A 22,079-nucleotide genomic window follows, 5' to 3' on the forward strand; every position below is an offset into this window, starting at 1 on the left:
CAGCCATGAGCACCACCCCCGTGATCGGCGTCCTGGCCCTCCAGGGCGACGTACGGGAGCACCTGATCGCCCTGGCCGCGGCGGACGCCGTGGCCAGGCCGGTCCGGCGCCCCGAGGAACTCGCCCAGGTCGACGGCCTCGTCATCCCCGGCGGCGAGTCCACCACCATCTCCAAGCTGGCCGACCTCTTCGGCATGGCCGCGCCCCTCCGCGAGCGCATCGCGGCCGGCATGCCCGTGTACGGCACCTGCGCCGGCCTGATCATGCTCGCCGACAAGATCCTCGACCCGCGTTCGGGCCAGGAGACCTTCGGCGGCATCGACATGATCGTCCGACGCAACGCGTTCGGCCGGCAGAACGAGTCCTTCGAGGCGGGCGTGGACGTCGCCGGCATCGAGGGCGGCCCGGTGGAGGGCGTCTTCATCCGCGCCCCGTGGGTCGAGTCGGTCGGTGCCGCGGCCGAGGTCGTCGCCGAGTACGACGGCCACATCGTCGCCGTCCGCCAGGGCAACGCCCTCGCCACGTCGTTCCATCCCGAACTGACCGGCGACCACCGGGTGCACGCGCTGTTCGTCGACATGGTGCGCGCCGCCCTGTGACGAGATCCCGGTAGGATCTCTGGGGTTCGTTCGGAATTTGGTTACGCGAAGGAGACAGGCAGATGTCCGGCCACTCTAAATGGGCTACGACGAAGCACAAGAAGGCCGTGATCGACGCCAAGCGCGGCAAGCTCTTCGCGAAGCTGATCAAGAACATCGAGGTCGCGGCCCGCACCGGCGGCGCCGACCCCGAGGGCAACCCCACGCTCTTCGACGCCATCCAGAAGGCGAAGAAGCAGTCCGTCCCGAACAAGAACATCGACTCCGCGGTCAAGCGCGGCGGCGGCCTTGAGGCCGGCGGCGTCGACTACGAGACGATCATGTACGAGGGCTACGGCCCGAACGGCGTCGCGGTGCTCATCGAGTGCCTCACCGACAACCGCAACCGCGCCGCCTCGGACGTCCGTGTCGCCATGACGCGCAACGGCGGTTCCATGGCCGACCCGGGCTCCGTGTCGTACCTGTTCAACCGCAAGGGCGTCGTGATCGTCCCCAAGGGCGAGCTGGCCGAGGACGACGTGCTGGGTGCGGTCCTGGACGCGGGTGCCGAGGAGGTCAACGACCTCGGTGAGAACTTCGAGGTGATCAGCGAGGCCACCGACCTGGTCGCGGTCCGCAGCGCCCTCCAGGAAGCCGGGATCGACTACGACTCGGCAGAGTCCAGCTTCGTCCCGACCATGCAGGTCCAGTTGGACGAGGAGGGCGCGAAGAAGATCTTCAAGCTCATCGACGCCCTGGAGGACAGCGACGACGTGCAGAACGTCTTCGCGAACTTCGACGTGGCCGACGAGGTCATGGCCGCCATCGACTGAGGCCGCCGGACCGCGGCGCCCGGCACGGCCGGGGGCGGTCGGCGTCACGCGGCGCCGACCAGCGGAGGCAGACAGGGCCGGCCGACCGGACACGGTCACCGGCGCGACGCGGCGGGCCGACGGGAACACACCCCGTCGGCCCGCCGCGTTGTCAGTGCCACCCGATAGCCTGCACGAACAGAAGGACCAGGGAGGCTGACGTGCGTGTGCTGGGGGTGGACCCGGGCCTGACCCGCTGCGGGATCGGCGTGGTCGAGGGCGTCGCCGGGCGGCCGCTGACCATGCTCGGCGTCGGAGTGGTCCGCACCCCCGCCGACGCCGACACCCCCGACCGCCTCGTCGCCGTCGAACGGGGCATCGAGGAGTGGCTCGACGCCCACCGGCCCGAACGGGTCGCCGTGGAGCGCGTCTTCAGCCAGCACAACGTCCGCACGGTGATGGGCACCGCCCAGGCAAGCGCGGTCGCCATGCTGTGTGCCGCCCGCCGCGGCATCCCCGTCGCCCTGCACACCCCCAGCGAGGTCAAGGCCGCCGTCACCGGCACCGGCCGCGCCGACAAGGCACAGGTCGGGGCCATGGTGACCCGGCTGCTGCGCCTCGACACGCCACCGAAGCCCGCGGACGCCGCCGACGCCCTCGCCCTCGCCATCTGCCACATCTGGCGGGCCCCCGCACAGAACCGCCTCCAGCAGGCGGTCGCCGCGCACCGAGCTCCGAAAGGCCGCACCGCATGATCGCCTTCGTGAAGGGCCAGGTCGCCGCCCTCGCCCCCACCGCCGCCGTGGTCGAGGTCGGCGGCGTCGGCATGGCCGTCCAGTGCACCCCGAACACCCTCGCCCGCCTGACGGTGGGTCAGCAGGCCGTGCTGCACACCTCCCTGGTGGTGCGTGAGGACTCCCTCACCCTGTACGGCTTCGCGGACGACGACGAGCGACAGGCCTTCGAACTCCTCCAGACCGCCAGCGGCGTCGGCCCGCGCCTCGCCCAGGCGATGCTCGCCGTGCACAGCCCGGACGCCCTGCGCGTCGCGGTCGCGTCAGGCGACGAGAAGGCGCTGACCGCCGTGCCCGGCATCGGCAAGAAGGGCGCGCAGAAACTCCTGCTGGAACTGAAGGACCGGCTCGGGTCCCCCCTCGGCACCCCCGTCGGCACGGCGGGCACCCCGGTCGCCACCGCGCCGCCGCCCTGGCGCGACCAGCTGCACGCCGCTCTGGTCGGCCTCGGCTACGCGCCGCGCGAAGCGGAGGAAGCAGTCGTCGCGGTGGCGCCGCAGGCCGAGGCGGAGGGCGGCGCACCGCAGGTCGGCCAGCTCCTCAAGGCGGCGCTGCAGACCCTCAACCGGGCCCGCTGAGCCGCCCGCCCCCGCACCACCCCGCCCCGCCACTGCGAGGAGAACTTCCGTGAACTGGGACGACACGACCGCCACCGAGGGGTCCGTCGGCCCCGCCGCCGACCGGCTGGTGGGCTCTGTCGCCGACGGTGAGGACCAGGCCGTCGAGGCCGCACTGCGCCCCAAGGACCTGGACGAGTTCATCGGCCAGGAGAAGGTGCGCGAGCAGCTCGACCTCGTCCTCAAGGCAGCTCGCGCCCGCGGCGCCACCGCCGACCACGTGCTGCTCTCCGGCGCCCCGGGCCTCGGGAAGACCACCCTCTCCATGATCATCGCCGCGGAGATGGGCGCTCCCATCCGGATCACCTCCGGCCCCGCCATCCAGCACGCCGGCGACCTCGCCGCGATCCTCTCCTCCCTCCAGGAGGGCGAGGTGCTGTTCCTGGACGAGATCCACCGCATGTCCCGGCCCGCCGAGGAGATGCTGTACATGGCGATGGAGGACTTCCGCGTCGACGTCATCGTCGGCAAGGGCCCCGGCGCCACCGCCATCCCCCTCGAACTGCCGCCGTTCACCCTGGTCGGCGCCACCACGCGGGCCGGTCTGCTGCCGCCGCCGCTGCGTGACCGCTTCGGCTTCACCGCCCACATGGAGTTCTACACGCCACCCGAGCTGGAGCGGGTCATCCACCGCTCCGCCCGGCTCCTCGACGTCGAGATCGGGACCGAGGGCGCCGCGGAGATCGCCGGGCGCTCCCGCGGCACCCCCCGCATCGCGAACCGGCTGCTGCGCCGCGTCCGCGACTACGCCCAGGTCAAGGCCGACGGGGTGATCACCCGCGAGGTCGCCGCGACCGCCCTCGCCGTGTACGAGGTCGACGGTCGCGGCCTCGACCGGCTCGACCGAGCCGTCCTGGAGGCCCTGCTCAAGCTGTTCGGCGGAGGGCCCGTCGGCCTGTCCACCCTGGCCGTCGCCGTGGGGGAGGAGCGCGAGACGGTCGAGGAGGTCGCAGAGCCCTTCCTCGTACGGGAGGGGCTGCTGGCCCGCACGCCCCGGGGCCGCGTCGCCACCCCCGCCGCCTGGGCCCACCTGGGACTCGTGCCCCCGCAGGGCCAGGCGCCCGGCGGTCAGCAGGGACTGTTCGGAGCGTGACGGCCGGCCCGCGCCGGGACGGGGTGACCGGAGCGTGACCCTCATGTGACGGCGCGGACGCTCGCCCGGTCGGGAACCGTGGTGCGATGCTGGGCGTTGTTCCATCGATGCGGACTCGCCTAGACTCCGCCGATGCCGCCCTTTCAGGTCGGCGTGCCCACCCCCGTAGACCAGGCCGCTCACCAGCGCGGTCGTGCGAAGGAAATCCGTCCCGTGGACAATCTCGTCACCCTTCTCCCCTTCATCGTGCTGATCGGGGCCATGTTCCTGATGACCCGCTCTGCGAAGAGGAAGCAGCAGCAGGCGGTGGAGATGCGCAACAGCATGCAGCCCGGAACCGGTGTGCGGACCATCGGGGGGATGTACGCCACCGTCAAGGAGGTCGGCGACGACACGGTCCTCCTCGAAGTCGCCCCCGGCGTCCACGCCGTCTTCGCCAAGAACGCGATCGGCGCGGTCCTCGACGACGAGGAGTACAACCGCATCGTCCACGGCGAGACGGACTCGGCCACCGGCGGTGACCTGAGCACCGACGACCTGCCCGCCGTGCCGGACGACGCCTCCTCGCTGATCGAGTCCTCCGACGACGCCGAGACCAAGGACGACGCCAAGCCGGACCTGACGAAGAAGGCGGACGCCGACGAGGCCGACGCAGCGCGCAAGGACGGCAAGGGCGACGGCGGGACCGACGCGAAGTAGGCGCGGACGGGGACCCGGGGCGCCAGGGCGCCCCGGGTCCCCCTGATCGCGTCCACATCTGCAGCTGCGGGGGCAGGTCCCCACACACACTTCGTGGCCGCCCCGCGCACACCGGCGCGGGGCGGTTGGACAGGGAGAAACGACAAGGTGGCAGCACCGAAGAAGGGCAGAAGGCCGTCGGGGGGCCAGGGGAGGCCAGGGCGCGTCCTGGTCCTGATCCTGATCGCGATGGTCGCGCTGACCGGCGGCATGTTCTGGTCCGGTCACACCACGCCGCGGCTGGGCATCGACCTCGCCGGCGGTACGACGATCACGCTGAAGGCCGAGGCCGAGCCCGGCAAGGAAAGCGCCGTCAACGAGACCAACATGAACACGGCGGTCGGCATCATCGAGCGCCGCGTCAACGGTCTGGGTGTTCAGGAAGCCGAGGTCCAGACCCAGGGCCGCGAGAACATCATCGTGAACATCCCCAAGGGGACGGACCAGGAGCAGGCGCGCCAGCAGGTGGGCACCACCGCGCAGCTCTACTTCCGCCCCGTCCTGGCGGTCGCCCTCAGCGAGCCCGAGGCCCCGAAGCCCTCCGGCAGCGGCTCTCCCAGCCCCTCCACCAGCGGTTCTCCCAGCCCGTCCGCGAGTGGTTCCCCGAGCGCCTCGTCGCCTGACGAGGGCGCGAAGAAGGACGAGTCCGCCGCGCCCTCGGCCGGTGCCACCACCCAGGGCCGCGCCGTCACGGACGCGCTGGCGAAGGCGCCCAGCCCCAGCGCGTCCGCGGGCGCGCCCAGCCCCAGCGCGTCGGCGCCCCAGCTGCCCGCCCCCGCGGTCTCCCCGAGCGCCGACCCCACCGCCGACGCCGCCCTCCAGGCCCGGTTCGCCGAGCTGAAGTGCACCGACGAGAGGCAGCGTGTCGAGGCGGGCAAGGGCGTCAAGCCCGAGCAGCCGATCGTGGCCTGCGGCCAGACCCCGCAGGGCCTGTGGGAGAAGTACCTCCTCGGCCCGGCCGAGGTGGACGGCAAGGACGTCGACGACGCCCAGGGCGTCCTCGACCCGACCCGCGGCCAGTGGATCGTGCAGCTGGAGTTCAGCGGCGCCGGCAGCAAGAAGTTCGCCGACACCACGACCAAGCTGGCCAGTCAGGGCGACCCGAACAACCGGTTCGCGATCGTCCTCGACGGCGAGGTGGTCTCCGCGCCGTCCGTGGACCAGCCGATCACCGGCGGCCAGGCGGAGATCTCCGGCAGCTTCAACCAGAAGAGCGCCCAGGACCTCGGCAACATCCTGTCCTACGGCGCCCTGCCCCTCACCTTCCACGAGCAGTCCGTCGACACGGTGACGCCCGCGCTCGGCAGCGAGCAGCTGCGGGCCGGTCTCATCGCGGGCGCCATCGGCCTCGCGCTGGTCATCATCTACCTGCTGGTCTACTACCGGGGCCTGTCCCTGGTGGCCATCGCCTCGCTGGGCGTGTCCGCGGTCCTCACCTACACGATCATGGCGCTGCTCGGCCCGGCCATCGGGTTCGCGCTGAACCTGCCCGCGGTCTGCGGCGCCATCGTCGCCATCGGCATCACCGCGGACTCCTTCATCGTGTACTTCGAGCGCATCCGCGACGAGATCCGCGAGGGCCGCACCCTGCGCCCCGCCGTCGAGCGGGCCTGGCCGCGCGCCCGGCGCACGATCCTGGTCTCCGACTTCGTGTCGTTCCTGGCCGCCGCGGTGCTGTTCGTGGTCACCGTCGGCAAGGTGCAGGGCTTCGCCTTCACCCTCGGTCTGACCACGGCCCTGGACGTCGTCGTGGTGTTCTTCTTCACCAAGCCGCTCATGACGCTCCTGGCCCGCGGCAAGTTCTTCGGCGGACAGCACCCGTGGTCCGGCCTCGACCCGAAGCGGCTCGGCGCCCAGCCGCCGCTGCGGCGCACCCGCCGCCCCGTGTCCGTCACGACCGAACCGAAGGAGGCGTGAGATGTCGCGACTCGGAAATCTCGGCGCCCGTCTCTACCGCGGTGAGGTCGGCTACGACTTCGTCGCCAAGCGCAAGCTGTGGTACGGCGTCTCGATCCTGATCACCATCACCGCCATCGTCGCCCTCGGCGTGCGCGGCCTGAACATGGGCATCGAGTTCCGGGGCGGCGCGGTCTTCACGACCCCGTCCACCCCGGTCTCCGTCGCCCAGGCGCAGGAGATCACGGAGGAGGCCGCCGGGCACGGCAGCATCGTCCAGAAGCTCGGCAACGGCACCATGCGCATCCAGGTCTCCGACCTGGACACCCAGCGGGCCAACGAGATCAAGGGCGAGATCGCCGAGGGCCTCGGCGTCTCCGAGAAGAGCATCACCGCCGAGCTGGTCGGCCCCAGCTGGGGCAAGCAGATCGCCAACAAGGCATGGACCGGCCTCGGGGTCTTCATGATCCTCGTGGTGATCTACCTGGCGATCGCCTTCGAGTGGCGCATGGCGCTCGCCGCGCTCATCGCCCTCGTCCACGACCTCACCATCACCGTCGGCGTGTACTCCCTCGTCGGGTTCGAGGTCACCCCCGGCACCGTGATCGGTCTGCTGACCATCCTCGGCTACTCCCTCTACGACACCGTCGTCGTCTTCGACGGGCTCAAGGAGGGGTCGAAGGACATCACCAAGCAGACCCGCTACACCTACAGCGAGATGGCGAACCGGAGCCTCAACGGCACCCTGGTCCGTTCCATCAACACCACCGTCGTGGCGCTGCTGCCGGTGGCCGGCCTGCTCTTCATCGGCGGCGGCTTCCTCGGCGCGGGCATGCTCAACGACATCTCCCTGTCGCTGTTCGTCGGCCTCGCCGCCGGCGCGTACTCGTCGATCTTCATCGCCACCCCGCTCGTCGCGGACTTCAAGGAGCGCGACCCGCAGATGAAGGCCCTGCGCAAGCGCGTCCTCGCCAAGCGGGCCGCGGGCGCCGCCAAGGACAACGACGAGCAGGGCGGTGCCGACGGCGGCGAGCTGCCCGAGGGCGCCGCCACCGCGCTCGCCGGCCAGCGCGCCCGCCGCGGCGGACGCCCCACCGGGAGCCGTGGATGACGACCGCCACCCGCGACCTGCTGCTCAGCCGGATCCGCGACATCCCCGACCACCCCAAGCCCGGCGTCATGTTCAAGGACATCACGCCGCTGCTCGCGGACCCGGTCGCCTTCGCCGCCCTCACCGGCGCCTTCGCCGAGCTGTGCACCCGGTACGGCGCCACGAAGATCGTCGGTCTGGAGGCGCGCGGCTTCATCCTCGCCGCCCCCGTGGCCGTCACCGCCCAGGTCGGGTTCGTGCCGGTCCGCAAGGCGGGCAAGCTCCCGGGAGCCACGCTCCGGCAGGCGTACGAGCTGGAGTACGGGACCGCCGAGATCGAGGTCCACGCCGAGGACCTGGCCACGGGCGACCGCGTCCTCGTCATCGACGACGTCCTCGCCACCGGCGGCACGGCGGAGGCGTCTCTGGAACTCATCCGGCGGGCCGGCGCCGACGTCGCCGGCGTAGCCGTCCTGATGGAGCTGGGCTTCCTCGCCGGCCGCAGCCGACTGGAGCCCGCGCTCCGCGGGGCGCCCCTGGAGGCGCTGATCACCGTCTGACACCACCGCGGCCGCTCACCCGGCCGACGGGCCACGGGACGGGCATCCGGGAATCCCCGGGTGCCCGTCCCGTGTTGTCGGGGGACCCGCCCGGGGCGAGAGGGGCGCCCGGGGTCGATACCATGGGATTTCCGGGACTCACCGGGGGACCCGGACCCGCACGAGGAGCGCCCTTGCCAGACGAGGTCAAGCCACTCTCCGCCGCGACCCCCGATCAGCGGGCCGACCAGGCACAGAATGCCGCGGCAACCTCCGCCACGCCGCCGGACAGGGGCGCCGACGCCAAGCCGCCCGCAGCCGGTTCCCGCGGCGGCACGCGCTCCGCACCCGCACCCAAGCCGGGCGCCCCGGCACCGAAGCCGGCACCTCCCGCCAAGCCCGCGCCGACCGCGCCCAGCCGCACCAGCGGCTCGTCCAGCCGCGTCCGCGCCCGCCTGGCCCGGCTCGGCGTGCAGCGCTCCACGACGTACAACCCGGTCCTCGAACCGCTGCTGCGCATAGTCCGCAGCAACGACCCGAAGATCGAGACGGCCACGCTCCGCCAGATCGAGCAGGCCTACCAGGTCGCCGAGCGCTGGCACCGCGGACAGAAGCGCAAGAGCGGCGACCCGTACATCACGCACCCCCTCGCCGTCACCACGATCCTCGCCGAACTCGGCATGGACCCCGCCACGCTCATGGCAGGCCTCCTCCACGACACCGTCGAGGACACCGAGTACGGCCTGGAGGACCTGCGCCGCGACTTCGGCGACCAGGTCGCCCTCCTCGTCGACGGCGTCACCAAGCTCGACAAGGTCAAGTTCGGCGAGGCCGCGCAGGCGGAGACCGTCCGCAAGATGGTCGTCGCCATGGCCAAGGACCCCCGCGTCCTCGTCATCAAGCTCGCGGACCGCCTGCACAACATGCGCACCATGCGCTACCTCAAGCGGGAGAAGCAGGAGCAGAAGGCCCGCGAAACCCTGGAGATCTACGCTCCGCTCGCCCACCGACTGGGCATGAACACCATCAAGTGGGAGCTGGAGGACCTCGCCTTCGCGATCCTCTACCCCAAGATGTACGACGAGATCGTGCGCCTGGTCGCCGAGCGCGCCCCCAAGCGGGACGAGTACCTCGCCATCGTCACCGACGAGGTGCAGTCCGACCTGCGGGCCGCCCGGATCAAGGCCACCGTCACCGGCCGCCCCAAGCACTACTACAGCGTCTACCAGAAGATGATCGTCCGCGGCCGGGACTTCGCGGAGATCTACGACCTGGTCGGCATCCGCGTCCTCGTCGACACGGTCCGCGACTGCTACGCCGCCCTCGGCACCATCCACGCGCGATGGAACCCGGTCCCCGGCCGGTTCAAGGACTACATCGCGATGCCGAAGTTCAACATGTACCAGTCGCTCCACACGACGGTCATCGGCCCCGGCGGCAAGCCCGTCGAACTGCAGATCCGCACCTTCGACATGCACCGCCGCGCCGAGTACGGCATCGCCGCGCACTGGAAGTACAAGCAGGACGCCGTCGCCGGTGCCTCCAAGGTGCGCACCGACACCCCGCGGGCCGGCGGCCGCGGCGGCAAGGACGCGGCCGCCGTCAACGACATGGCGTGGCTGCGGCAGCTGCTCGACTGGCAGAAGGAGACCGAGGACCCCGGCGAGTTCCTGGAGTCCCTCCGCTTCGACCTGTCCCGCAACGAGGTCTTCGTCTTCACGCCCAAGGGCGACGTCATCGCCCTGCCCGCCGGGGCCACCCCCGTCGACTTCGCGTACGCCGTCCACACCGAGGTCGGCCACCGCACCATAGGGGCCCGGGTCAACGGCCGCCTGGTGCCGCTGGAGTCCACCCTCGACAACGGCGACCTGGTGGAGGTCTTCACCTCCAAGGCCGCCGGCGCAGGCCCCTCCCGGGACTGGCTCGGCTTCGTCAAGTCCCCGCGGGCCCGCAACAAGATCCGCGCCTGGTTCTCCAAGGAGCGCCGCGACGAGGCCATCGAGCAGGGCAAGGACGCCATAGCCCGCGCGATGCGCAAGCAGAACCTGCCGATCCAGCGCATCCTCACCGGCGACTCCCTGGTCACCCTCGCGCACGAGATGCGCTACAGCGACATCTCCTCGCTGTACGCGGCGATCGGCGAGGGCCACGTCACGGCCCAGTCCATCGTCCAGAAGCTTGTGCAGGCCCTCGGCGGAGAGGAAGCCGCCACCGAGGACATCGCGGAGACGTCGCCCCCGGCCCGCGGCCGCGGCAAGCGCCGCTCCAAGGCCGACCCGGGCGTCGTCGTCAAGGGCGTCGACGACGTGTGGGTGAAGCTGGCCCGCTGCTGCACCCCCGTGCCCGGCGACCCCATCATCGGCTTCGTCACCCGCGGCAGTGGTGTGTCGGTGCACCGCGCCGACTGCGTCAACGTCGACTCCCTCGCGCAGCAGCCCGAGCGGATGCTCGACGTGGAGTGGGCGCCCACCCAGTCGTCCGTCTTCCTCGTCGCCATCCAGGTGGAGGCGCTGGACCGCTCCCGGCTGCTGTCGGACGTCACCCGCGTCCTGTCCGACCAGCACGTCAACATTCTGTCGGCGGCCGTCCAGACGTCCCGCGACCGGGTGGCCACCTCCCGCTTCACCTTCGAGATGGGCGACCCCAAGCACCTGGGCCACGTCCTGAAGGCGGTCCGGGGAGTGGAGGGCGTCTACGACGTGTACCGCGTGACGTCCGCCCGCAGGCCCTGACGGCGACGGGCGGGCCGGACGACACGTCCGACCCGCCCGTGGCACGCCGCGTACCGGGGGCTCCGGTGGTGGAGCCCCCGGCGCAACCGCTCAGCCGCCGAACTCCCGCAGGCCCTTCAGCGCCTGGTCCAGCAGCGCCTGCCGGCCCTCCAGCTCACGCGCCAGCTTGTCGGCCTTCGCGTCGTTGCCGGCCGCGCGCGCCGCGTCGACCTGCGCCCGCAGCTTGTCCACGGCGTCCTGGAGCTGGCCCGTCAGGCCCGCGGCACGCGCCCGGGCCTCCGGGTTGGTGCGGCGCCACTCGGCCTCCTCGGCCTCCTGCAGCGCCCGCTCCACCGCGTGCATCCGGCCCTCGACCTTCGACCGGGCGTCGCGCGGCACATGGCCGATGGCCTCCCAGCGTTCGTTGACGTCCCGGAACGCGGCCCGCGCCGCCTTCAGGTCCGACACCGGCACCAGCTTCTCGGCCTCGGCGGCGAGCTCCTCCTTCAGCTTGAGGTTCTCGGCCTGCTCCGCGTCCCGCTCGGCGAACACGGCACCGCGCGCCGCGAAGAACACGTCCTGCGCACCGCGGAACCTGTTCCACAGGGCGTCCTCGTGCTCGCGCTGCGCCCGGCCCGCGGCCTTCCACTCCGCCATCAGCTCGCGGTAGCGGGCGGCCGTCGCACCCCAGTCGGTGGAGTCCTGCAGCGCCTCGGCCTCCGCGGCCAGCCGCTCCTTGACCCGCCGGGCGTCCTCACGCTGCGCGTCCAGCGCCGCGAAGTGCGCCTTGCGGCGCTTCGAGAACGCCGACCGGGCGTGCGAGAACCGGTGCCACAGCTCGTCGTCGGACTTCCGGTCCAGCCTCGGCAGACCCTTCCAGGTGTCCACCAGCGCCCGCAGCCGCTCACCGGCCGCGCGCCACTGCTCGCTCTGCGCGAGCTGCTCGGCCTCCGCGACCAGTTCCTCCTTGGCGCGCCGCGCCTCCTCGGTCTGCTGGGCCTTCTTCGCCTTGCGCTCCTCGCGGCGCGCCTCCACCCGCTCGACGAGCCGGTCGAGCCGCTTGGCGAGCGCGTCGAGGTCACCGACCGCGTGGTGCTCGTCCACCTGCGTGCGCAGGTGCTCGATCGCGACCATCGCGTCCTTTGCGGACAGGTCGGTGGTCTTCACGCGTCGCTCGAGGAGGCCGATCTCGACCACCAAGCCCTCGTACTTGCGCTCGAAGTAGGCCAGGGCCTCCTCAGGGGTGCCCGCCTGCCACGATCCGACGACCTTCTCCCCGTCGGCGGTACGCACGTACACGGTGCCCGTCTCGTCGACGCGGCCCCACGGGTCGCTGCTCACAGCGCCTCCTCCACATGATGCCGATGAGGGGTTTCCCCCCTGGGCATCGTCCACGGTTGTCCCGGACGGGCCTCGCCCGTCCTCCACGGCGCACGCACCGGGTCCCGGGGACCCCGTACGCGCTGCACAACGCCAATCTAGGCGAACCGCCGCCCGGCTGTCCGCACTCGTCGGAACACAATTCCCCTGGCCCCCGTGTTCCCCGGCTGTCGCCGGGGACGCGGCGGACGCAGGTCATTTCCCGGTGACGGTCGCCTTCTCGATCGTGACCGGCTTCTTCGGGGCGCCGTCCCCGGCGCTGCCCTCGGCTCCGCCTTCGGCGATCTTCCGTACGGCCTTCAGCCCTGCCTCGTCCATGGTGCCGAAGGGCGTGAAGCCCGGGGGCAGCTTGCTGTCCTCGTACACGAGGAAGAACTGGCTGCCCGCCGTGTTCGGCCCGCTGTTGGCCATGGCCACCGTGCCGGCCTTGTACGTGACCATGCCGTCGGCGCCCGCCTTGCCGAGGGAGTCGAGGTTCTCGTCGGGCAGTTCGTAGCCCGGGTTGCCGTAGCCCGTGCCCTCGGGGTCGCCGCACTGCAGGACGAAGATGCTCGCCGGCTTGGTCGTCAGGCGGTGGCAGGGGGTGTCGTCGAAGAACTTCCTGCCCGCGAGGTGCGAGAAGGAGTTCACCGTGCGCGGGGCCTTGGCGGCGTCCATGGCGATGGCGATGTCGCCGTGGTTGGTCTTGAGCGCCAGGGTGTAGGCGGCCTTCGTGTCGATGGCCATCGACGGCTCCGGCGACTTCTCCGGAGCGCTCGGCGTGGGCTCGCCACTCGCACCGGCCGACGCCTTGTCCTCCTTGCCGCCGCCCAGTACGCCCGTCGCGTAGGCGCCCGCGCCCGCGGCGAGGACGACGGCGAGGGCGCCGGCGATCACCGCGTTGCGCCGCCTGGCCTTCTGCTGGGCCTCCCTGCGCCGCTGCTGCTGGCGCTCGTACCTCTTCCTCGCGGCCTGCCGCCGTCGCTGATCGCTGCTGACCACCGGGTCTGTCTCCTCGTACGTCTCATGTGCGGGACTGGGGCTGGTGTGCCCGTACCGTATACGGGTTGGCCGGGGAATGAGCAGCGCCGGTAGGCTCTGATCTGCTGCCTTCTCTTCCGACGGCCGACCCGCCGACGACAATCCGAGGACGATCGTGCTTATTGCCGGGTTCCCCGCCGGGGCCTGGGGGACCAACTGCTACCTGGTCGCCCCCGCCGCCGGTGAGGAGTGCGTGATCATCGACCCGGGCCACCAGGCCGCGCAGGGAGTCGAGGAGACACTCAGGAAGCATCGGCTCAAGCCGGTCGCCGTCGTGCTCACGCACGGCCACATCGACCACGTCGCCTCCGTCGTGCCCGTCTGCGGGGCCCACGACGTGCCCGCCTGGATCCACCCGTCCGACCGCTACATGATGAGCGACCCGGAGAAGGCCCTGGGCCGCTCCATCGGCATGCCGCTCATGGGGGAGCTGACGGTGGGGGAGCCGGACGACGTCCACGAGCTCACCGACGGCGCCCGCCTGGAGCTGGCGGGGCTGGAACTCACCGTCGCGCACGCGCCCGGACATACCAAGGGGTCGGTGACCTTCGGGCTGCCCGAGGCCGCGGACATCCCGCCGGTCTTCTTCTCGGGCGACCTGCTCTTCGCCGGCTCCGTCGGACGCACCGACCTGCCGGGCGGCGACATGGCCGAGATGCTCGACTCGCTGGGCCGCGTGGTCCTGCCGCTCGACGACTCGACCGTGGTCCTGTCCGGCCACGGCCCCCAGACGACCATCGGCCGGGAGCGCGCCACCAACCCGTATCTGCGGCAGGTGGCCGCCGGCCTCGGGAGCGCCCAGGCTCCCCGACGAGGAATGTGACGAGAGACTTCCGTGAGCACCTTCAAGGCCCCCAAGGGCACGTACGACCTCCTGCCCCCCGACTCCGCCACGTACCTGGCCGTGCGCGAGGCCATCGCCGCCCCGTTGCGGAGGTCCGGCTACGGCTACGTCGAGACGCCCGGCTTCGAGAACGTCGAGCTGTTCGCCCGCGGTGTGGGCGAGTCCACGGACATCGTGACGAAGGAGATGTACGCCTTCGAGACGAAGGGCGGTGACAGGCTGGCCCTGCGTCCGGAAGGCACGGCGTCCGTGCTGCGGGCCGCGCTGGAGGCCAACCTCCACAAGGCGGGCAACCTGCCCGTCAAGCTCTGGTACTCCGGCTCGTACTACCGCTACGAGCGCCCGCAGAAGGGCCGCTACCGCCACTTCTCCCAGGTGGGCGCCGAGGCGATCGGCGCCGAGGACCCGGCGCTCGACGCCGAGCTGATCATCCTGGCCGACCAGGCGTACCGCTCCCTGGGTCTGCGCGGGTTCCGCATCCTGCTGAACTCGCTGGGCGACCAGGAGTGCCGCCCGGTCTACCGCGCGGCCCTCCAGGACTTCCTGCGCGGCCTCGACCTGGACGAGGACACCCGGCGCCGCATCGACATCAACCCGCTGCGGGTCCTCGACGACAAGCGCGCCGAGGTACAGAAGCAGCTGGTCGGCGCGCCGCTGCTGCGCGACTACCTGTGCGACGCGTGCAAGGCGTACCACGAGGAGGTGCGCGAGCTGCTGACGGCGGCGGGCGTGGCCTTCGAGGACGACCCGAAGCTCGTCCGGGGCCTGGACTACTACACGCGCACGACGTTCGAGTTCGTCCACGACGGCCTCGGCTCGCAGTCCGCGGTCGGCGGCGGCGGCCGCTACGACGGGCTGTCCGAGATGATCGGCGGCCCGGCGCTGCCGTCCGTCGGCTGGGCCCTCGGCGTGGACCGCACGGTCCTGGCGCTGGAGGCGGAGGGCGTCGGGCTGGACATCCCGGCCGCCACCGACGTGTTCGCCGTGGCACTGGGCGAGGACGCCAAGCGGCGCGTGTTCGCGCTGGTCACGGAGTTGCGCAAGGCCGGCGTCGCCACGGACATGGCGTACGGCGGCAAGAGCATGAAGGCCGGTATGAAGGCGGCGCACCGCTCGGGCGCCCGCTTCACGGTGATCGCGGGCGAACGCGACCTCGCGGAGGGCGTGGTGCAGCTCAAGGACATGGAGTCGGGCGAGCAGGAAGCGGTCGCGCTGGACGCGCTCACGGACACGCTGCGCGGCAAGCTGGCCTGACCCGCGTGCGGGCCGCCGTGCCCCACGGGCATGCGAGGGCGGGCGCCCGAAGCGGTGCGTCCGCCCTCCGCGGCTGTTTCCGGCCGCTCTTTATCCACACCGAACGGCGCGCACCGCGCCGCGTCCGGCACAATGACCACGGCGCCGCGACGCCCGCAGCAGACCCCCATCGACGGAACGGCCGTGATGACGAAAGCAGTTGCTGACACCGTGTCCCCCGACTCGCGCACGCTCGGCGCGGGCAGGGCGTTCGCCTGGATGCTCGTCGTCACCGGTGCCGCGGGACTGCTCGCCGCGTGGATCATCACCCTCGACAAGTTCAAGCTGCTGGAGGACCCGGACTTCGTCCCCGGTTGCAGCCTGAACCCCATCGTGTCCTGCGGCAACATCATGAAGAGCGAACAGGCGTCGGTCTTCGGGTTCCCGAACCCGATGCTCGGCCTGGTCACGTACGGCATGGTCGTCGCGATCGGGGTCGGCCTGCTCGCCGGAGCCCGCTACCGGCGCTGGTACTGGCTAGGCCTCAACGGCGGCATGCTGTTCGGCGTGGGCTTCTGCACCTGGCTGATGCAGCAGTCCCTGTACGTCATCAACTCGCTGTGCCTGTGGTGCTGCCTCGCCTGGGCCGCGACGATCGTCATGTTCTGGTACGTCACCTCGTTCAACGTGCGCAAGGGCGTGCTGCCCGCGCCGGGATGGCTGCGGCGCTTCTTCGACGAGTTCACGTGGGTCGTGCCGGTCCTGCACATCGGGATCATCGTGATGCTCATCCTGACCCGCTGGTGGGACCTGCTCTGGACGAGCTGACCCCGGAGTTCCGCCCGGGCCGGAGCCGGCCGGGCGGGACTGTCGGCGGGCTCGCTTAGGCTTCATGGCGTGGAGCCCGACCTTTTCACCGCAGCAGCAGAGGAACGCCAGGAGAAGGACCCGTCCAGCAGTCCCCTGGCCGTCCGGATGCGCCCGCGCACCCTGGACGAGGTCGTCGGCCAGCGGCACCTGCTGAAGCCCGGGTCGCCGCTGCGGCGGCTGGTCGGCGAGGGCGGCGGGGGACCCGCCGGCTCCTCGTCCGTGATCCTCTGGGGCCCGCCGGGCATCGGCAAGACGACCCTGGCGTACGTGGTGTCCAAGGCCACCAACAAGCGGTTCGTGGAACTGTCCGCGATCACCGCGGGCGTCAAGGAGGTCCGGGCCGTGATCGACGGGGCCCGGCGCGCGGCGGGCGGCTTCGGCAGGGAGACCGTCCTGTTCCTGGACGAGATCCACCGCTTCAGCAAGGCGCAGCAGGACTCGCTGCTGCCGGCCGTGGAGAACCGCTGGGTCACCCTGATCGCGGCGACCACCGAGAACCCGTACTTCTCGGTCATCTCGCCGCTGCTGTCCCGCTCGCTGCTGCTCACCCTGGAGCCGCTCACCGACGACGACCTGCGCGGACTGCTGCGCCGGGCCTTGGCCGAGGAGCGCGGGCTGGGGGGCGCCGTCACACTGCCGGAGGACGCCGAGGCGCACCTGCTGCGGGTGGCGGGCGGGGACGCGCGGCGGGCGCTGACGGCGCTGGAGGCGGCGGCGGGGGCCGCCCTCGCCCTCGGCGAGCCGGAGATCAGCCTGGCGACGCTGGAGACGGCGGTGGACCGGGCGGCGGTGGCGTACGACCGGGACGGCGACCAGCACTACGACGTGGCGAGCGCCCTGATCAAGTCGATCCGCGGGTCGGACGTGGACGCGGCGCTGCACTACCTGGCGCGCATGATCGAGGCGGGGGAGGACCCTCGGTTCATCGCGCGGCGGCTGATGATCTCGGCGAGCGAGGACATCGGGCTCGCGGACCCGACGGCGCTGCCGCTGGCGGTCGCCGCGGCGCAGGCGGTCGCGATGATCGGTTTCCCCGAGGCGGCGCTCACCCTCAGCCACGCCACGATCGCCCTCGCGCTGGCCCCGAAGTCGAACGCGGCGACGCTGGCCGTCCAGGCGGCCCGGGCGGACGTGCGGGAGGGGCTGGCCGGGCCGGTCCCGTCGCACCTGCGGGACGGCCACTACAAGGGTGCGGCCTCGCTGGGTCACGCGCAGGGGTACGTGTACCCGCACGACGTGCCGGGTGCCATCGCCGCCCAGCAGTACGCACCCGACGCGATCCAGGACCGCCGGTACTACCGGCCGACCCGCTACGGCGCCGAGGCGCGGTACGCGGACGTGGTGGAGAAGGTGCGCGAGCGGCTGCGCGGCGAGGCCGGCGGCTGAGGTGCCCCGCTGCGCCGCCCGCGGGGCTCAGGCGCGCTGCTCCGCCCCGCCGTCCGCCTCCCCGCCCGCGTGCGGCCGCGCCTGGTGTGCGGCGGCGGCCTCGTCGAAGAGCCGGTGCATGGTGCGGCGCAGCCCGTGCACGTCCCGTACCGGGTCGGGGAAGTCGAAGCGCGCGTCGAAGGTGTGCCCCGCGGTGTCCCGGCAGCGCACCCGCAGCCCGAACCGGTCCAGGGCCAGCGGGACGGTGCTCCGCAGCGCCGCCGCGTCCGCGTCGCCCGCGCGGTCCCCCAGCAGGGAGGCCAGCGTGTGCATCCGGTCGCCGTGGGCGGCCGCCAGGTGCTGGAGCAGCTCCGTCTCGTGCTGCCTGAGCGGGTCCGGGGCGGCGCGCGCGAAGTCCTCGGGGTCGACGGGCCCGTCCCCCCACAGGTCGTCGACGTAGAGTTCGCCGACCTCCAGGCGCAGCATCATGTGGCCGGGTGCGGCCAGGCCGGGTACGCAGGTGAGCCAGCCGCGGACCCAGGCCCGGGCGCGGATGCGGTGGGGGACGGCGACCGGCGCCACGTCCGTGAGCTCCAGCACGGCGGGCAGCTCGTCGTCCTGGGCGTGGGTGGCGGCCCGTACGGCCGGGGAGTCGGCCGGGTACAGCAGCAGGATCTCGCCGTCCGGTCCCACGGCGCGGGCGTCGGGCTGGAGGCGGAGCCGGTCGGGAAGCTGCTGCTCCGGGCCGGGGGCAGCGGCCCCCGGGACGAGCAGCTCCGCGGAGCATGTACCCTGTACGAGAGTTCGTGTGCGCTCGGCTGCTGACGGCATCCGAGCGGTTTCCAGCCCGCCGGGACGCGGCTGACCATGAGCTGATCGGACCTCCGTCACGTCGATGCCCTGCTGAGAGGCATCGTTCTTCGTGTTGCCGTCCGTGATGCGTGTGGTGTTCCCAGGGCGAGACATACGATCTCCTTGAGTAAGGTGAGCCTAACCTAACCTATTTCGGAGGTCTGGAGAACGTGCCTAACCAGTCGCGTCCCAAGGTCAAGAAGTCCCGTGCGCTCGGCATCGCCCTGACGCCGAAGGCCGTCAAGTACTTCGAGGCCCGTCCGTACCCGCCGGGCGAGCACGGCCGTGGACGCAAGCAGAACTCGGACTACAAGGTCCGTCTGCTGGAGAAGCAGCGCCTGCGCGCCCAGTACGACATCAGCGAGCGCCAGATGGCCCGCGCCTACGACCGCGCCAAGAAGGCCGAGGGCAAGACGGGTGAGGCCCTGGTGGTCGAGCTCGAGCGCCGCCTCGACGCCCTGGTCCTGCGTTCGGGCATCGCCCGCACCATCTACCAGGCCCGCCAGATGGTCGTCCACGGCCACATCCAGGTCAACGGCCAGAAGGTCGACAAGCCGTCCTTCCGGGTCCGCCCGGACGACGTCGTGATGGTCCGCGAGCGCTCGCGCAGCAAGACCCTGTTCCAGGTCGCCCGCGAGGGTGGTTTCGCCCCCGACGGCGAGACCCCGCGCTACCTGCAGGTCAACCTGAAGGCCCTGGCCTTCCGCCTCGACCGCGACCCGAACCGCAAGGAGATCCCGGTCGTCTGCGACGAGCAGCTCGTCGTCGAGTACTACGCCCGCTGACCCGGGCGCGGTACCCGTACCGCGATCACGGCGCGCCCCTGCCCCGCACGGGACCGGGACGCGCCGCCCGCAGCGCCACGGCGTGCGTTCAGCCCGCCGGCTCCCCGCCCTTCACGGTGGGGGAGCCGGCGGGCTTCCGCATCTCCGGCAGCGGGCCGCGCCCGCCGCCCGCCCGCTCCACCGCGGCTGCCGCCCGGCACGGACGCCCCGACAAGGCCCGCTCCACCGCCGCGTCCAGCCCCAGCGCCCTGCCCTCCGCGACGTGCGCCAGGAACGCCTCCCTCCCCAACGCCTCCCGCACCTGCTGCTCGCACCACCGCCGCGGCGCCCCGAAGTACGCCGAGCCGAACAGCGGCGGCCCCACCGACTCCCACATCCGGCCGGCCGCACCCTGGAGCACAGCCGCCTCCACCGGATCGCCCTCACCCGCGGTCACCAGCGCCAGCAGTTCCACGGCCAGCACGAGACCCACCAGATCGTGGAACGCGTGGTCGATCACCACGCACTCGTCGAGCAGCTCCCGCGCCGCGACCAGGTCGCCCCGCGTCCACGCCGCGTACGCCAGCACGTACAGGGCGTACGCCCGAGTCCACCGCTCGCCCCGCTCCTCACACACCTCCAGCACCTCGCCGCAGAGCGAGACCGCCGCCTCCAGGTCCTCCTGGAACACCTTCGTGATCGCCAGCTCCACCTGACCCATGAGCACCTGGCTGTTCAGCTCGCCCAGCTCGCGGTACTCCGCCAGCGCCCGCCCCAGCAGCTCCTCCGCCCCCTGCATGTCGTCCGACAGCAGCGCCAGGCACCCCTTCCGGTGGGTGGTGTACGCCCGGGCCAGCGCGTGGCCCACGCGCTCCGCCCGCTCCCCGCACTCGTGCAGCGCGCCCACCGCCGCCGTGCCGTCACCCTGCAGGATCGCCACGTAGCCCAGCACCCACAGGGCCTTCAGCCGGGCGTCCTCGTGGCCCGACTCCAGCGCCACCGCCCGGTCCAGCCAGTGCCGCCCCTCCGAGAGCCGCCCGCAGCCCACCCAGTAGAACCACAGCGTCCCCGCCAGGTGCTGCGCCAGATGCGCCTCGCCCGGCGCCTCCAGGCACAGCTCCAGCGCCGCCCGCAGGTTCGGCAGCGCGCTCTCCGCGCACCCCGCCACCTCCGCCTGCCGGGGGCTGAACCACTCCAGCTCGCACCACGTGGCCAGCCCCACGTACCAGTCGCGGTGCCGCCGCCGCAGCCGCTGCGCGTCACCCAGCGCCGCCAGCCACTCGGCGCCGTAGGCCGCGACCGTGTCCAGCATCCGGTAGCGCAGCCCCGCCGGGCCCGAGCCGTCCCGCAGCACCACCGACTGGGCGATCAGCTCGTCCAGCACGTCGAGCACCCGCTCCGGCGGCAGGTCGGGACCGGTGCACACGTACTCCACCGCTTCCAGGTCGAAGGGGCCCGCGAACACCGACAGGCGCGCCCACAGCAGCCGTTCCTCCGGGGTGCACAGCTCGTGGCTCCACCCGATCGCCGTGCGCAGCGTCCCGTGCCGCGCCGTCGCCCCCCGGCTGCCCCGGGTCAGCAGCCGGAACCGGTCGTCCAGCCGCACCAGCACCTGCTGCACGGACAGCGCGGTCAGCCGGCCCGCGGCCAGCTCCAGCGCCAGCGGGATCCCGTCCAGGCGCCGGCACAGCTCCCGTACCGGCTCGGGGTCGCCGGGACCGAAGCCGGGGCACACCGCCGCCGCGCGGTCCGTGAAGAGCCGCACCGCGTCCTCGTCCGGCAGCGGCGCCAACGTCAGCACCGCCTCGCCGTCCACCCGCAACGGCCGCCGCCCCGCCGCGAGCACCGTCAGCCCCGGCGCGCTCAGCAGCAGCCGCCGCACCACGGCGGCACACGCCCCCACCAGGTGCTCGAAGCCGTCCAGCACCAGCAGCACCCGGCGCCCCGCCAGGTGGTCCGCCAGCACCTCGCCCGGCGGGCGGCTGGTCTGGTCGGCCAACCCCAGCGCCTCCACCAGCGCGTGGTCCACCAGCTCCGGATCCCGCAGCCCTGCCAGCTCCACCAGGCAGACACCGTCGCAGTAGCGTTTCTGCGCCTCCCGCGCCGCCTGCACCACCAACCGGGTCTTGCCGACCCCGCCCACCCCCACCACCGTCACCAGGCGGAAGTCCGACATCAGCCGGTCCAGCTCACCGCGTTCCGCGTCGCGCCCGACGAACCGGTTCAGCTCGGCGGGCAGATTGCTCCGTCGCATAGGACACGGAGCGTACCGAGCGGGCTGCTCTCCGTACAAACGCCGTCCCTGGCCGGCACCGCGCGGCCCACAATCCGGTACGGGGCGCCACCACGGGCGCGATAGGCTCGGAGGACGACCTTCAGCGACTGAGATACACGCGAACCAACGGACTTCGACGAGCAGAGAGCGGTGCACAGTGACCGGTGGAGAGGTTGCCGGGATCCTGGTGGCCGTCTTCTGGGCGATCCTGGTCTCCTTCCTGGCCGTGGTGCTGGTGAGGCTGGCCCAGACGCTCAAGGCGACCACCCGTCTCGTGGCGGACGTGACCGAGCAGGCGGTGCCCCTGCTGGCCGACGCCTCCGCGACGGTCCGCTCCGCGCAGACCCAGCTCGACCGCGTCGACGCCATCGCCTCGGACGTCCAGGAGGTCACCTCCAACGCGTCCGCGCTCTCCACGACCGTGGCCTCCACCTTCGGCGGCCCGCTCGTCAAGGTCGCGGCGTTCGGCTACGGCGTACGCCGGGCCATGAGCCGCGACACGGAGGACCGCACCGACAGGCCCGACCGGCCGGCGCCCGCGGCGCGGCGCACCGTCATCGTCGGCCGCACCGTGCCCAAGGCGCGCGGCCGCAACCGGAAGGGCTGAC

20 protein-coding genes are annotated in these 22,079 nt (G+C 72.2%); 16 read left to right on the forward strand and 4 right to left on the reverse strand.

Features of this window, described 5'->3' with window-relative positions; all coding sequences use genetic code 11:
• The first annotated feature begins 5 nt into the window (after window positions 1-5).
• The 10 genes from pdxT to BJP40_RS29140 all read left to right on the forward strand — a co-directional run bounded on the left by pdxT (window position 6) and on the right by BJP40_RS29140 (window position 10,889).
• Entirely contained in the window at window positions 6-599 is a 594-nt protein-coding gene (pdxT, locus tag BJP40_RS29095; RefSeq protein WP_071283530.1) for a pyridoxal 5'-phosphate synthase glutaminase subunit PdxT, read from the forward strand.
• 62 nt (window positions 600-661) lie between these two features.
• Entirely contained in the window at window positions 662-1,411 is a 750-nt protein-coding gene (locus BJP40_RS29100) for a YebC/PmpR family DNA-binding transcriptional regulator (protein ID WP_071283533.1), read from the forward strand.
• A 200-nt stretch (window positions 1,412-1,611) separates the two neighbouring features.
• A complete protein-coding gene (gene ruvC, locus BJP40_RS29105) occupies window positions 1,612-2,145 on the forward strand; it encodes a crossover junction endodeoxyribonuclease RuvC (RefSeq protein WP_071283536.1) in 534 nt (177 codons plus the stop codon).
• The gene (gene ruvA, locus BJP40_RS29110) at window positions 2,142-2,762 is read left to right on the forward strand and encodes a Holliday junction branch migration protein RuvA (RefSeq protein WP_071283539.1); all 621 of its coding nucleotides are present in this window, start codon (window positions 2,142-2,144) and stop codon (window positions 2,760-2,762) included. Before ruvC ends, ruvA begins: the two co-directional genes overlap by 4 nt.
• A 49-nt stretch (window positions 2,763-2,811) precedes the next feature.
• Window positions 2,812-3,894: a Holliday junction branch migration DNA helicase RuvB gene (ruvB, locus tag BJP40_RS29115; protein ID WP_071273562.1), complete on the forward strand. Its 1,083-nt coding sequence runs from the start codon at window positions 2,812-2,814 to the stop codon at window positions 3,892-3,894.
• Between the two features lie 213 nt (window positions 3,895-4,107).
• Window positions 4,108-4,593 carry a preprotein translocase subunit YajC gene (yajC, locus tag BJP40_RS29120; protein WP_226962711.1) on the forward strand — a complete coding sequence of 162 codons (486 nt, stop codon included), beginning with the start codon at window positions 4,108-4,110 and terminating at the stop codon, window positions 4,591-4,593.
• A 147-nt stretch (window positions 4,594-4,740) separates the two neighbouring features.
• Entirely contained in the window at window positions 4,741-6,549 is a 1,809-nt protein-coding gene (gene secD / locus BJP40_RS29125; RefSeq protein ID WP_177204508.1) for a protein translocase subunit SecD, read from the forward strand.
• A gap of 1 nt (window position 6,550) precedes the next feature.
• Window positions 6,551-7,639: a protein translocase subunit SecF gene (gene secF, locus BJP40_RS29130; protein WP_071273559.1), complete on the forward strand. Its 1,089-nt coding sequence runs from the start codon at window positions 6,551-6,553 to the stop codon at window positions 7,637-7,639.
• Window positions 7,636-8,178, forward strand: a complete 543-nt coding sequence (locus tag BJP40_RS29135; protein ID WP_071273556.1) for an adenine phosphoribosyltransferase — start codon at window positions 7,636-7,638, stop codon at window positions 8,176-8,178. Before secF ends, BJP40_RS29135 begins: the two co-directional genes overlap by 4 nt.
• A 173-nt stretch (window positions 8,179-8,351) precedes the next feature.
• The gene (locus BJP40_RS29140; RefSeq protein WP_071283541.1) at window positions 8,352-10,889 is read left to right on the forward strand and encodes a bifunctional (p)ppGpp synthetase/guanosine-3',5'-bis(diphosphate) 3'-pyrophosphohydrolase; all 2,538 of its coding nucleotides are present in this window, start codon (window positions 8,352-8,354) and stop codon (window positions 10,887-10,889) included.
• A 90-nt stretch (window positions 10,890-10,979) separates the two neighbouring features.
• Here the strand turns inward: BJP40_RS29140 and BJP40_RS29145 are convergent, their stop codons facing one another.
• The gene (locus tag BJP40_RS29145) at window positions 10,980-12,209 is read right to left on the reverse strand and encodes a DUF349 domain-containing protein (RefSeq protein WP_071273550.1); all 1,230 of its coding nucleotides are present in this window, start codon (window positions 12,207-12,209) and stop codon (window positions 10,980-10,982) included.
• A 234-nt stretch (window positions 12,210-12,443) separates the two neighbouring features.
• Entirely contained in the window at window positions 12,444-13,229 is a 786-nt protein-coding gene (locus BJP40_RS29150; protein WP_071283544.1) for a peptidylprolyl isomerase, read from the reverse strand.
• A gap of 154 nt (window positions 13,230-13,383) precedes the next feature.
• On the opposite strand from BJP40_RS29150, the gene BJP40_RS29155 reads away from it, so the two are divergent.
• The 4 genes from BJP40_RS29155 to BJP40_RS29170 all read left to right on the forward strand — a co-directional run bounded on the left by BJP40_RS29155 (window position 13,384) and on the right by BJP40_RS29170 (window position 17,601).
• Entirely contained in the window at window positions 13,384-14,091 is a 708-nt protein-coding gene (locus tag BJP40_RS29155) for an MBL fold metallo-hydrolase (RefSeq protein WP_071273544.1), read from the forward strand.
• A 12-nt stretch (window positions 14,092-14,103) separates the two neighbouring features.
• Window positions 14,104-15,366 (forward strand): histidine--tRNA ligase, encoded by a 1,263-nt coding sequence (gene hisS / locus BJP40_RS29160; RefSeq protein WP_071283547.1) that lies wholly within the window; start codon window positions 14,104-14,106, stop codon window positions 15,364-15,366.
• A 186-nt stretch (window positions 15,367-15,552) separates the two neighbouring features.
• On the forward strand, window positions 15,553-16,173 hold the full coding sequence (locus tag BJP40_RS29165; protein WP_071273568.1) for a vitamin K epoxide reductase family protein: 621 nt from the start codon (window positions 15,553-15,555) through the stop codon (window positions 16,171-16,173).
• 69 nt (window positions 16,174-16,242) lie between these two features.
• The gene (locus BJP40_RS29170) at window positions 16,243-17,601 is read left to right on the forward strand and encodes a replication-associated recombination protein A (protein ID WP_071283549.1); all 1,359 of its coding nucleotides are present in this window, start codon (window positions 16,243-16,245) and stop codon (window positions 17,599-17,601) included.
• 27 nt (window positions 17,602-17,628) lie between these two features.
• Here the strand turns inward: BJP40_RS29170 and BJP40_RS29175 are convergent, their stop codons facing one another.
• On the reverse strand, window positions 17,629-18,411 hold the full coding sequence (locus BJP40_RS29175; RefSeq protein ID WP_079171553.1) for a DUF2470 domain-containing protein: 783 nt from the start codon (window positions 18,409-18,411) through the stop codon (window positions 17,629-17,631).
• Window positions 18,412-18,602: 191 nt separating this feature from the next.
• On the opposite strand from BJP40_RS29175, the gene rpsD reads away from it, so the two are divergent.
• The gene (gene rpsD, locus BJP40_RS29180; protein WP_071273532.1) at window positions 18,603-19,217 is read left to right on the forward strand and encodes a 30S ribosomal protein S4; all 615 of its coding nucleotides are present in this window, start codon (window positions 18,603-18,605) and stop codon (window positions 19,215-19,217) included.
• A gap of 88 nt (window positions 19,218-19,305) precedes the next feature.
• Here rpsD and BJP40_RS29185 read toward each other — a convergent pair whose 3' ends face one another.
• Entirely contained in the window at window positions 19,306-21,450 is a 2,145-nt protein-coding gene (locus BJP40_RS29185) for an AAA family ATPase (RefSeq protein ID WP_071283554.1), read from the reverse strand.
• A gap of 178 nt (window positions 21,451-21,628) precedes the next feature.
• On the opposite strand from BJP40_RS29185, the gene BJP40_RS29190 reads away from it, so the two are divergent.
• Complete coding sequence (locus BJP40_RS29190) at window positions 21,629-22,078, forward strand: DUF948 domain-containing protein (RefSeq protein ID WP_071283557.1); 450 nt, start codon at window positions 21,629-21,631, stop codon at window positions 22,076-22,078.
• The last annotated feature ends 1 nt before the right edge of the window (window position 22,079 follow it).

It is taken from the genome of Streptomyces sp. CC53, assembly GCF_001865245.1.
GTDB lineage: Bacteria > Actinomycetota > Actinomycetes > Streptomycetales > Streptomycetaceae > Streptomyces.